The 12221-nt window shown below is 31.2% G+C and carries 16 protein-coding genes; 10 read left to right on the forward strand and 6 right to left on the reverse strand.

Annotated features, from left to right (window positions below; genetic code table 11):
- Positions 1-2 precede the first annotated feature (2 nt).
- From NCC77_RS03835 to NCC77_RS03850, 5 genes are all read right to left on the reverse strand, one after another.
- Positions 3-1565, reverse strand: coding sequence for a TlpA family protein disulfide reductase (locus tag NCC77_RS03835; protein WP_250834423.1), 1563 nt, complete (start codon positions 1563-1565; stop codon positions 3-5).
- Between the two features lie 655 nt (positions 1566-2220).
- Complete coding sequence (locus NCC77_RS03840; protein ID WP_250834424.1) at positions 2221-2412, reverse strand: hypothetical protein; 192 nt, start codon at positions 2410-2412, stop codon at positions 2221-2223.
- A gap of 58 nt (positions 2413-2470) precedes the next feature.
- Positions 2471-2605, reverse strand: coding sequence for a hypothetical protein (locus tag NCC77_RS22940; protein ID WP_284705076.1), 135 nt, complete (start codon positions 2603-2605; stop codon positions 2471-2473).
- Positions 2606-2674: 69 nt separating this feature from the next.
- A complete protein-coding gene (locus NCC77_RS03845; RefSeq protein ID WP_250834425.1) occupies positions 2675-2857 on the reverse strand; it encodes a hypothetical protein in 183 nt (60 codons plus the stop codon).
- Between the two features lie 62 nt (positions 2858-2919).
- Entirely contained in the window at positions 2920-4476 is a 1557-nt protein-coding gene (locus NCC77_RS03850; protein WP_250834426.1) for a vitamin K epoxide reductase family protein, read from the reverse strand.
- Between the two features lie 589 nt (positions 4477-5065).
- Between NCC77_RS03850 and NCC77_RS03855 the strand changes: the two genes are divergently transcribed.
- From NCC77_RS03855 to NCC77_RS03875, 5 genes are read left to right on the forward strand one after another with little or no spacing between them, the layout of a single operon-like run.
- Complete coding sequence (locus tag NCC77_RS03855) at positions 5066-5206, forward strand: rSAM-modified peptide (protein WP_250834427.1); 141 nt, start codon at positions 5066-5068, stop codon at positions 5204-5206.
- Positions 5207-5251: 45 nt separating this feature from the next.
- Complete coding sequence (locus NCC77_RS03860) at positions 5252-5401, forward strand: rSAM-modified peptide (protein ID WP_250834428.1); 150 nt, start codon at positions 5252-5254, stop codon at positions 5399-5401.
- Positions 5402-5446: 45 nt separating this feature from the next.
- A complete protein-coding gene (locus tag NCC77_RS03865) occupies positions 5447-5596 on the forward strand; it encodes an rSAM-modified peptide (protein ID WP_250834428.1) in 150 nt (49 codons plus the stop codon).
- A gap of 47 nt (positions 5597-5643) precedes the next feature.
- On the forward strand, positions 5644-5793 hold the full coding sequence (locus NCC77_RS03870) for a TIGR04149 family rSAM-modified RiPP (protein ID WP_250834429.1): 150 nt from the start codon (positions 5644-5646) through the stop codon (positions 5791-5793).
- A 46-nt stretch (positions 5794-5839) separates the two neighbouring features.
- A complete protein-coding gene (locus tag NCC77_RS03875; RefSeq protein WP_250834430.1) occupies positions 5840-5983 on the forward strand; it encodes an rSAM-modified peptide in 144 nt (47 codons plus the stop codon).
- A gap of 20 nt (positions 5984-6003) precedes the next feature.
- Here the strand turns inward: NCC77_RS03875 and NCC77_RS03880 are convergent, their stop codons facing one another.
- Positions 6004-7779 (reverse strand): helix-turn-helix domain-containing protein, encoded by a 1776-nt coding sequence (locus tag NCC77_RS03880; RefSeq protein ID WP_250834431.1) that lies wholly within the window; start codon positions 7777-7779, stop codon positions 6004-6006.
- Between the two features lie 165 nt (positions 7780-7944).
- On the opposite strand from NCC77_RS03880, the gene NCC77_RS03885 reads away from it, so the two are divergent.
- From NCC77_RS03885 to NCC77_RS03905, 5 genes are all read left to right on the forward strand, one after another.
- Positions 7945-9123 (forward strand): acyl-CoA dehydrogenase family protein, encoded by a 1179-nt coding sequence (locus NCC77_RS03885; protein WP_248729059.1) that lies wholly within the window; start codon positions 7945-7947, stop codon positions 9121-9123.
- A 90-nt stretch (positions 9124-9213) separates the two neighbouring features.
- Positions 9214-9996: a DUF3050 domain-containing protein gene (locus NCC77_RS03890; protein ID WP_250834432.1), complete on the forward strand. Its 783-nt coding sequence runs from the start codon at positions 9214-9216 to the stop codon at positions 9994-9996.
- 132 nt (positions 9997-10128) lie between these two features.
- Positions 10129-10902: a helix-turn-helix domain-containing protein gene (locus tag NCC77_RS03895; protein WP_250834433.1), complete on the forward strand. Its 774-nt coding sequence runs from the start codon at positions 10129-10131 to the stop codon at positions 10900-10902.
- A 67-nt stretch (positions 10903-10969) separates the two neighbouring features.
- Positions 10970-11398, forward strand: a complete 429-nt coding sequence (locus tag NCC77_RS03900) for a hypothetical protein (RefSeq protein WP_250834434.1) — start codon at positions 10970-10972, stop codon at positions 11396-11398.
- A 57-nt stretch (positions 11399-11455) separates the two neighbouring features.
- Complete coding sequence (locus tag NCC77_RS03905; protein WP_250834435.1) at positions 11456-12205, forward strand: SGNH/GDSL hydrolase family protein; 750 nt, start codon at positions 11456-11458, stop codon at positions 12203-12205.
- Positions 12206-12221 lie beyond the last annotated feature (16 nt).

Genomic DNA, 12221 nt, shown 5'->3' on the forward strand with positions numbered 1-12221 from the left:
GTTTATTTAATAAGGGAAGCCGTTATTTTATCATAAAATTTTTGTTTCTCACTTGGATAACCTTCAACTAAAGTTATTTTTTTTGTTTTGTAATTATAAACAAAATAATGAGGCACATAATCTATAACTTCTTTCATTATTTTTTCATTTCTATAAACCTCGCTTGCAAAAAGATGATACCCAACTAAACTGTAATCGCTAATCATTTTCTTCCATAATTCAACACTTGCTTCGTTATCAATAGTCACATAAATCGTTTTGATATCCTGTTTGTTTAAAAACACATGCAATTCGTCATTATATTCAAATTGTTTGATACATGGAGAGCAATATGTTGCCCAAAAATCAATGAACAAATTTTGATTTGGATATTTTTCAGCAATTGCCTCCTCAAAGGATTTCTTTACATCAATACGGCTATTTGAAATCGACAACCCAACAGCTGCGTCATACGAACTTAAACTTCCTATTGGAGAATTATTATTCTCCTTTTGCTTTAGATCATCTTCAAAGAGAAGATTCTCTATTATTGCATTATAATTGCTTTCAGGGTATTTTTTTATAAAAGCCCTATAAACAGCTATTAAGTCTTTTTTATTTTTTACGCAATTGAATCGTATTGACTCAAAAATACAACTTGCAATATATATTTCTTTGTATTGTTCGGGCTCTACAAAATCAATTACACCAAAATTTGATCTGCAACTTTTAAATAGCTCATCAAATTGATTCCAAAACCTATTGACTTTTTTATTTGTCTTTTTGGCCTGTGCTTCCATATTCCAGCCCGTCATATAGAGGTTTTGATCCAATATGGTACTATACAAACTATTTTCGCTAAATACAGAATATTTTGAATTATAAAACTCAACTAATTTTTGAGCTTCTTTTGGATCAAATGCTAATCCTAGTTTTTTTCTCGTTTCCTCGTTTCTTCCGTTTTCCGAATAATTACCCGCAAAAAAATTAATTCGCCCATCTATTTCAGCATTAACTGCTTTCAAACAGTTCGCACTAATTTTTTTCTCTTTGTGTAAAGCTTTGTAAAAATTAAATATTTTTTGTTTTTGAATATCTATATTTTTAATAACATCATCAGCATTTTTGTACTTTTTTAAAACCGTCAAAACATCAAAAACACTATCTGGACTTAATTTTAAATATGAATTTTTTGTATAAAGATTATTAAAAGCTGAATTATTCCCGCTTATTTCAATTCTATCTTTTTTTTGTTCTATTATTATGGAATCTCCTTTCTCTACAAAAAAAGAAAAACTTCCAAACATATATGGATCCTCATAAACTGTAATAAAGCCGTTAGAATCTAATTCTAATTCTTTTACAAATTGTCCATTTTCGACTTTTATATCGTCGTTATTTTTTTTATAAAAACTTTTAGGATAATTTCCAATTGGTTTTGCTACTTTAAGAAGTTTGCCATTTTGTTTATCAAAACCTTTGCCTAGAATAACTGCCTTATTTTGCGAAAAAGTTTCCTGATTAAAAAATAGCACAAGAAGCAAAACTAGTAGTCTTTGTTTATATTTATAAATACTTACAGTCATAATAATTTAAGATAATTCTAGAGGCTTTGTTGCTGGTTAAAAAAAGGTTTTATAAAGAGTAAGGAGTTGCCTCCTTACCCTACTCTGTAATTTAGCAACTTACATTGCAAGCAGAACAACATGCGCTTGCAGAAGAATACTCTCCTAGATAACGACCATTGCAAGAGCAAGAAAATCCGCCATTAATACTTTTCATTTCAGCTTTGCTTAAAGCTTTACCAAATTTTTGTAAATTTTTCATAATTTAAAATGTTATAGTTAAAAAATAACTCACAAGAATAATTTTAAAGTTTTGTGATTTGCTCGCGATCAAATTCATAATTTTAAGATTAAACCTACGGTTATTATAAATATAACACTTTTAAACTTACATAATAGCAATATTTAAATTTTAACATAAAAAAACAGAGAAGATATGATCTTCTCTGTTTCGTATTTAAAAACAAATTTTAGCAACACAATTTCTTTAGGACATGGCCGCGGTTACCCTAACCAAATAAAATTAACACAGCGGCCAACTCCTAAGAATCTCAGTACCAATCATCAATACTGAGAATTTGCTCAATGTTCCACGATCGAGCGCCTATACATTCAAAAAAAACATGACTAAATTCTAAATAAGGCTATATCGTATTACTTTTAAAAAAGTTAAAAATCAACAACAAAGACGGCTTGTATCACAAATACCCGATGATGTATTTAGCGGACAAGTTTCGCCTAACGGTATTAAAATGCATCCTGCTTCCAAAGCATAAACCCAACAATCTGGAATTCCTCCTTTCATGGTCTTCTGTACACTTTTGTTAATGTACTGAGCACCTTCTAGTTTTAAGATCTTCTTTAACATATTTAATACCTTTTTTATATAATAACAGTGCTTGATTGTTACTATCTAAACATTAAAATTAGCAAGCATAATATTTCTCGACAGCAGTATCATTGCAATTCAGTTCTTGTGAATACTCACTTCCTAAAATGCTTTTCTGCTCTTTTTTTGTCAGCTTTCTCGTTTCTTTGCTTTTTAAAATTTTTTCTAACATAACTGGTTATTTACATTTTTGAGTTTAAGCCTCAAATCCTTAATAACTTGATGCTTAGCATTTTATTCCTTAGCAATTTCCAACATAACTATTTGGTATACAGTTCCAGTGTGCTGGCACCGTTCCAAATTCTGTACATCTTTTCGCTTTAAATCCATCTTCACAAATAGGAGCATGATCTCCGTTCATTGTTTTTAGCTCATTTGCAGTCAATTCTACCGCACCTTTCAATTTCAAAATATTCTTTAACATAACTGCAGGTTTTAAATCGGGGATTAACATTTTCTATTTGAACAGTCGAAATTTCTGTTTTTTTATGCTGTCTTCTCTAAAACTTGAACTTCCTCAACAAAATCATTTAAGAAATATTTCAATTCATTCAATTCATATTCATTTGGAAACAGCCTTTCATTGACAATTTTAATAGGTGTATAATTAAAATTGTTCATAGAGCACCAATCATATTGTTTCTGAATTTCCTGATTTATCATCATGCTTACAGAATCAACGTTCCATTTTTTAAGCCATTTTTTATGAACCATTCTCTTGATATACCAATCTGAGATTGCTTCAACTGTTTTCCCTGGCGTTGTTCTATTAATTGTTAATAGTCTTTCTACAACTGCTTTATAAGGATTATCGTTGTTTTCGGGATTAATATTAAAAAGAACATTCAAAAATATTTTGTCTGGAAACTTCAATACTAAATCAAAAGCTTCTTGAAAAGTTTTATAACAATGTCCACAACTTGGACTAAGAATGACAGAAAGTCTAACTCCTGCATTTTTGTTGCCAAATGTCAAACCTCTTAAATCTTCAAATCCTTTTGTATATTTTACTTTTTTAGACAAGAAATTTAATAGCGAATAATTTCTTTTAAATTTCTTAAGCTCTTTTAAAGAGTTCTCGTTATCAAGCATTTTTTTAATCATCACCTTAACTGTCGCCCAAATTGGAATTAAAAGCAGTAAAGAAAATACATAAGGAAAAATGGCATTAAAACTAAAACTCAACGTAAAAAGATCTGACGAAAACCAAACTATACTTTGAACTAAGATTAAAAATGATATTGCTAAACACATTATACACCATTTTTGAATCTCGAATTTCTGAATCCAGATCGAACAAACTATTATTGGAATAGCTAATAGACTTAAGAATCCAATAAAAATAGCCGAACTTAAAGGCTGAACTAATATAGCGATGATGCTTGATCCAAAGAAAAGCAATGGCAAATCTGAGAAACTCAACCATCTATTTGCAATATCATCATTGAAACTTATTACAGAGTGGCAAGAAGTATTTGAACTTAAATTACAGAATTTAGAAATTACTGTGTTTTTAACTCCCCATTTCTCCTGTACAATAAATATGCTTACGACAAAACCTAATACCGATGTTACCAAAAAAGAAGCGCTAAACCAATCAAAACGATTAAAAAAGAAAGATAATCCGGCTACTAGCGCAAGTGGCAGAAAATATTTCAACCAATTGTATTCTATTTTAAGATTGTCTCTTGCTACAACATTGTTTGGTTCAATGGCTACAATTACGCCATTCCAATCTAAAAGGAATTTATCATATGATAATTTTTGAGTCCCTTTTTTTGTAGTTGTGATTCTAACGCCGCTTTTAATTTTTTCTACCAGTATTAATTCGTCTTTAAAATAAGCCAAAAAGTTTGAAGGCAAATCTTCAATCTGCTCTTTCGAAACTCTCACAGCTGCGTTCTCCACAGAAAGCAAATCAAACGAGTCTGTAATGGCAAACAAACTCGGATAATTTGGATGTGACAAAAACAGATCCTTAAACTCATTTTTGATATCTGAGTAGCGATTGATTTGCAGAAATTTTTGGACCAGCTTTAACATCGTTTTGGATCGTTTTTAAATCATAATTACACTGCAAAGATTGGGGTTTTTATTGATTAAAATCGCATGAACACATACATTTTATTAATTATACCACATACAATTTATAAATTATACCAAGTATAGTAACCACTGCAACATGTTGAAAAATAAGCTTTTAAATGTTTATTTATTTGTCAAAAAGCTTCAAAAGCCCATTTTCGATTAACGGTTTCGCTTTTTATCTAGTTTTGGATAAGTAATAATCTAAACATTCATAAACATGAAAAATAGGCCCTAAAAAAGAGTTGATTTTACAAGAAAAAAATCATAAAAAGAGGATGCAAAAAATAACCAATTTTAGTCCATAATTGATCCTCGAAAAGAACAAAAAACACTCCCAAAAAAGCAAAGAAAAACAATTTTAAAAAATCAGAATTAACTTATAAATAAATCTTTTTTCTACTGCTTTTAAAGACCAAAAAATAAACCCAAAAAACTTTACATAATCAATTTTTAGCGCTGTTTTTTATCGCATCTGATATGACTGCCAAAAAATATTTATGAAAGATTTATAGTACTAATTTTAAATAATACAAATATCAAAAACATGAAAAATTCAAAATTAACATTCAGTGATTTTCAAATAGATAAACTTTCTAGAGAAGAACAAAAAATAATTAGAGGGGGAAATATAGATCCTAATGATCAAAACGAGCCTAAAAAAACTGGCGGAAACGGGAATCCATAAACAATAGAAAAAAACACTTTAAAACTAATCCAAAAAAATAAAGTCATGAAAAATAGCAAATTAACATTCGAAAATTTTCAATTAGAAACAATCTCGAGAAAAGAACTAAAAACAATTAAAGGAGGTGACGATCCAGTTATTGATCCAAATAATCAAAATGAGCCTAGAAAAACTGGCGGAAACGGGAATCCATAAACAATAGAAAAAAACACTTTAAAACTAATCCAAAAAAATAAAGTCATGAAAAATAGCAAATTAACATTCGAAAATTTTCAATTAGAAACAATCTCTAGAAAAGAGCTAAAAACAATTAAAGGAGGTGACGATCCAGTTATTGATCCAAATAATCAAAACGAGCCTAGAAAAACTGGCGGAAACGGGAATCCATAAACAATAGAAAAAACTCTTTTAAAAACTAATCCAAAAAAAATAAAGTCATGAAAAATAACAAATTAACATTCGAAAATTTTCAATTAGAAGCAATCTCTAGAAAAGAGCTAAAAACAATTAAAGGAGGTGACGATCCTGTTATTGATCCAAATAATCAAAACGAGCCTAGAAAAACTGGCGGAAACGGAAATCCATAAACAAGAGAAAAAACTCTTTTAAAAACTAATCCAAAAAAATAAAGTCATGAAAAATAACAAATTAGCATTCGAAAATTTTCAATTAGAAGCAATCTCTAGAAAAGAGCAAAAAACAATTAAAGGAGGAGGTGACGATCCAACTATTGATCCAAACGAGCCTAAGAAAACTGGTGGAAATGGAAACAATTAAAAAGCTTAGATCTTATGAAATTAAATATTATTCGCAAACTGAGCTGGAGACACTCCAGTTCTTTTGCGAAATGATTTTGCAAAAGATACGGCATTTTTAAAACCAACACTTTCTGCAATTGCCTGTGTCGAATATTTTCGATACAAATGGTTTGTAATCATCTGATTGATAACATAGTTAATTTTCAATTCATTAGAATATTCACTAAAAGATTTTCCAAATCTTTTATTCACTACATAAGACAAATAAGTAGTATTGGTCTTTATTTTTTTTGCAGCATACGAAAGCGTAAAATCGGCATTTAAGTATTCTAGCTTTTCTTCCAAAAGCAATAGTTTTTCTACTATTTTATTTTCTTTGGCTTCGTCGATACTCAAATTAGCATTTTCTTTTTTCAAGGCAACATCCTCTACTTCTAGAATTTCTGTTACTATTGCTTCGGCTGCAACTTGCTCAGTTTCTGTTTTTTCAAGTTCTTTCCTTTCCAGATTAGCTTTGAACTCTTCAATTAAAGCGTTCATTTTCTTTTGCGCTTTGTTTTTATCCCTAATATTTTTTATGAGAAAAAACACAATTCCAATTACGAGAATAACATAAAATATTTTCAATGCTTTATTCCAAAACACTTCATATTTATACTTCTCCTGAACGCTAAGCATTTCTCCACTAAGATCTGCCGTACCCAATTTATAGTTAACCTCTAATGCTTCATCTCTTAGATTCCCCTCATATTTTTCGTAAGAATCCAAGTATAGCTTAGAGTGCTTGTAGGCTAGCTCAGGTTCATTTTTAATACTGTAAATCTTAGCCTGTATATAATTAGACCTAAAAAAACTAATGTCGACCTTTTTATTTTTTTGACTAATAGAATCTACCTTTTTTAAAAATATAAGTGCTCTATCATATTTTTTAATCGAATAATAAAGATCTCCTAAATTAAAACAAGCAACTTGATATAGAGATTCATTATCCACTTGTTTTGCATAAAAAGAGATATCGTAATAAATTTTTTCGGCGTTGGTAAAGTCCTTTTTAAACACATAAATATTACCTAAACTAAGTTTAGCAGTAGTCTTGTTGTCAATAAATTTATCCGAATACGCTACACTTTTTTTATAATAATATTCTGCAGAATCTAATAAATAGCTTTTTTGACGATTTTTAGAATAATATCCTTCATAAGAATTTCCGAGATTGGTATACGTGTTACTTTTAGAATTTTGAAACTGATCTTTTTCGTATAGACTCTCATTCTTGTCTAAGAATGCTTCATTTTGTTTTAAGATTTTTATAGATAACTGATAGTTGCCAACACTTTCATTAAGCAAAGCAATATTGGCTTTGAATTTTACAATTTGAACAACATCATTTATTTTAGAAGAAAGCTTAACTCCTTCCTGATAGCTACCTAGAGCCTTACCATAATTAGATCTTTTCCAATAAGTAAGACCTCTATAGTTACACAGATAGGCTTGCAGTTTTGTTTTTTCATTTGACTCAGGAATCTTGCTTAATTGCTTTATCGCTTCTGCATACATTTTATCAGACTTATCAGCATTTCCTTTTAACTGATACAAATACGAACCTGCCCCATAAGCAAAAGCTTTGTGCATGTCATTTTTAGACTTAAGCATCTGATTAACATAGCCTAAGCCTTCATCATTATCTCCATTAACACTAAAGCGGATTTTATCCTGTAATTCTAAGTACTTTTCTTCTGTAAGCTCTCCATTGTTTTGAGCCGCTCCACTGAAAAGTGTTAGTAATAAAAAGAAAAAAGAGATGATCAGCCTCATTAAGTTTGTTTTTGGAATTCAAAAATAGTCTATAAATTATCAATAAACTACAATTTATTTGCCAAATTCCTATTAATTTTATTTTTACCATAAAAAAATATAACAATTTTATACCTATTTGTTATATTTTTATTATGTAAATTTGCTTTGCTAAAATTAAATAACATGAAACCAGACCTATTTCAATCTCCAGATTACTATAACTTAGACGATTTGCTAACAGACGAACACAAATTAGTTCGCGAATCTGCACGTGCGTGGGTTAAAAGAGAAGTTTCTCCTATAATAGAAGAATATGCTCAAAAAGCCGAATTTCCTAAACAAATTATAAAAGGTCTTGGCGAAATTGGTGGTTTCGGTCCTTATATTCCTGTAGAATATGGAGGCGCAGGACTAGATCAAATTTCTTATGGCTTGATTATGCAGGAAATTGAAAGAGGCGATTCTGGCGTAAGATCGACCTCATCTGTACAATCTTCTTTGGTCATGTATCCTATATGGAAATATGGAAATGAAGAACAAAGAATGAAATACTTGCCAAAATTAGCTACAGGAGAATTTATTGGCTGTTTTGGTTTAACAGAACCCGATCATGGTTCAGATCCAGGAAGCATGATTACCAATTTTAAAGACATGGGTGATCATTATCTTTTAAATGGTGCCAAAATGTGGATCTCAAATGCTCCGTTTGCAGATATTGCTATTGTTTGGGCTAAAAATGAAGAAGGCCGTATTCACGGATTAATAGTAGAACGTGGCATGGAAGGGTTTTCGACTCCAGAAACGCACAATAAATGGTCGCTTCGTGCATCTGCAACAGGTGAGCTTATTTTTGATAACGTAAAAGTTCCAAAAGAAAACCTTTTACCAAATAAGTCTGGTTTGGGCGCACCGCTTGGCTGTTTAGATTCTGCTCGTTACGGAATCGCATGGGGAGCAATTGGCGCCGCAATGGACTGTTATGACACTGCTTTAAGATATGCAAAAGAGAGAATCCAATTCGGAAAACCAATTGGAGGAACTCAATTACAGCAAAAAAAATTGGCCGAAATGATTACCGAAATCACAAAAGCACAATTATTAACTTGGCGTTTAGGTGTTTTAAGAAACGAAGGAAAAGCTACAACTGCACAGATTTCTATGGCAAAACGCAACAACGTAAACATGGCAATTACCATTGCGCGCGAAGCAAGACAAATGCTTGGAGGTATGGGAATCACAGGCGAATACTCTATTATGCGCCACATGATGAACCTTGAAAGTGTGATTACATACGAAGGAACTCACGATATACATTTATTAATAACTGGAATGGATGTAACTGGAATCCCTGCGTTTAAATAATTGATAATTATTAAAATATATACAAAATCAATCTTAAAAAGCTTCTTCTAACAGAGAAGCTTTTTATCTTTGCATTAAAATTTTTTTAAAATGAATATCGAAACGATAAACAAAAGCATACAAACACAAAAAGACCAACTATTACATCATTCTTTATACAATAAGATTCAAAACATAGATGATTTACACAGCTTTCTAGAAACACACGTTTATGCTGTTTGGGATTTTATGTCACTTTTAAAAGCATTGCAGGCCAAACTTACTTGCACAACAACACCTTGGTTTGCAACTAAAAACCCAGAAACTCGTTATTTAATTAACGAAATTGTTCTTGCAGAAGAAACCGATTTGACAATTGACGGAAGAAGACAAAGCCACTACGAAATGTATCTGGAAGCAATGGAAGCTTGTGGAGCCAATACAACTGGAGTTTTAAACTTTTTATCAGATGTACATTCCCTTCAAAATATATTTGTTGCCATCAAACAAAGTTCATTACATCCAAATGTAAAATCTTTCCTTGATTTTACTTTTAGAGTTATCGAAGAAGGAAAACCACACGAAATTGCCGCTGCATTTACCTTTGGAAGAGAAGATTTGATTCCGAGTATGTTTACTCAGATTTTGAAAAATTTCCAGAAAAACCTTCCGGATACAGATCTAACAAAATTGCTATACTATTTTGAAAGACATATCGAATTGGATGCCGACGAGCATGGACCAATGGCTATGCAAATGATTACAGAACTATGTGAAGAAGATGCTCAAAAATGGAAAGAGGTTGAAGAAGTTTCAATTCTTGCCTTAGAAAGACGTATCGCACTTTGGAACGCCATCGAAGAAGAAATCGTGATGAAAACCGAAATGGTTTAAAAACAAAATAAGTTATTTAACGTAACTCTTCTCTAAAAAATTCCAATAACTGAAACTGTTTTAACAACAGATAAGTTATTGGAATTTTGTTTTTCATACCTTTGACATTCAAACTGTTGAAAACACTTTCAAATGAAAATTATCGATTTCATTCCAACAGAACAATTAAAGCCTTTTGTCAAAACTTACAGAATTATTGAAAGCGAAGACGAATTGACAAACAGGGTTTTGCCCAGCACTTCGCTAGCAATTGCTTTTCGCTGCAAAGGCGACGTCAATTATATTCAAGAAAATCGGCATGATAAATTACCCCTTTCTACAATTTCGGGTATTCGCAAATCTGTACGATTAATTAATTATGCAAAAGATACGGCAACTCTTGTCGTTCAGTTTAAAGAAGCTGGTGCTAAAGCTTTTTTTAAAGAACCGCTCCATGAATTATTTGAAGAAAGTGTTTCGCTCGACAACTTTATTCCACGGCAAAAAATTGCCATTATTGAAGAACTTTTAGCCGAAGCAAAAACCAACAATCAAAAAATTGCAATTATAGAACAGTTTCTTTTATCAAGACTCCACAATTATAAACCAGACGATTTAATCTCGGCTGCCATTAATATCATACAATCTAAAAAAGGCATCGTTAAAATAAAAGAACTTTCCAATGCACTTTTTATCAGTCAAGATGCTTTTGAGAAAAGATTCCGAAAAACAATTGGATCATCTCCAAAACAATTTTGTTATGTTGTTCGTATAAAATCGATTATCGATCACAAACAAAAAAACCAAAACCTTATCGATCTGGCTTTTGATGCGGGTTATTTTGACCAGCCTCACTTCAATAAAGACTTCAAATTGTTTACAGGACAAACTCCAACAGAGTTTTTCAACTTTCCTTCATTTTGGTAAATCAATGATTTTTTACAATGATTAGAGCTTCGTAATTCTGAATTTTACATCAATAAAAACAAGAATTATGAAAACAAATCTTTTAATCGGAATTGTCTTTTTGACATTATTCAGCTATAGAACAAATGCTCAATCAACAACAATCAATTCAGAAATTGAACCTAAAAAATCAGAAACCATGCAGCAAATTTTTATCGATAAATTTATTGTTCCCGAGAAATCAAAACAAGAATTTTTAGAACGGGTGCGAATCAACCGAAACTTTATAAAACATTTAAACGGATTTGTAAATGACAATGCTTACGAACGCGTTGATGAAAAAGGCAATTTAATTTACATTACAATTGCCGTTTGGGAAAATGAAACGGTCTTGAAAAGCGCCAAAGAAGCTGTACAAGCTTACTATAAAAAAGAAAGTTTTAATATTTTTGAAATGTTTGAAAGACTTCACATTACTATGGAAAGAAATATTTACAAAGAAGCCACAAAACCGTAACCAGTCATTTAACGTAACTATTTGTTTAAAGCGACTAGAATCTAATTGGAACAAATTATGAAACCACATTTTAAACAAATAGTTATTATTATACTTTCAGTATTTCTTTTGAGCTGCAGTTCAGACGAAACTACTACCACAACTTCTCCCCCGGTTGTAACTCCACCTAAAACCACAGAACCACCAATTGCTAGCAAAGTAAATTATTTAGCTCTAGGCGACAGTTATACCATTGGTCAAAGCGTGTGTGCTACATGCCGTTTTCCTGAGCAATTAAAGGCGAGTTTAAACGCCATGTACTCTAGTAGCATTTCTCTTAAAATAATCGCTACAACAGGCTGGACAACATCCAATTTAATTTCGGCCATTGATTCTCAAAATCCAGAATCCAATTACGATCTCGTAACACTTTTAATTGGTGTTAACAATCAATTTCAGCATAGAAGTTTTTCTATTTACGAAAAAGAATTCCCAGAATTAGTCAACAAAGCCATTATGCTAGCCAAAGGCGACAGAAAAAATGTTGTCGTTATTTCTATTCCAGACTACGCTTATACTCCATACGGACAAGCTCTTGCAGGAAATCAAAGCGGTACAATTTCAACAGAAATTAACCAATACAATGCTTTTGCAGAGAAATACTGCAACACCAATCAAATTGCCTTTGTATCGATTACAGAAATCACGCGCGAAGGACTTAATAATCCTATTTTGGTTGCTTCAGATGGTTTGCATCCTTCAGAAGCCGCTTATAGAATGTTTGTCGATAAGATGATGCCAAAGGTTAAAATAGCACTGCAGGATTAATATTTTTAATTTTTAG

The sequence above is a fragment of the Flavobacterium tyrosinilyticum genome (assembly GCF_023656565.1).
GTDB lineage: Bacteria > Bacteroidota > Bacteroidia > Flavobacteriales > Flavobacteriaceae > Flavobacterium > Flavobacterium tyrosinilyticum.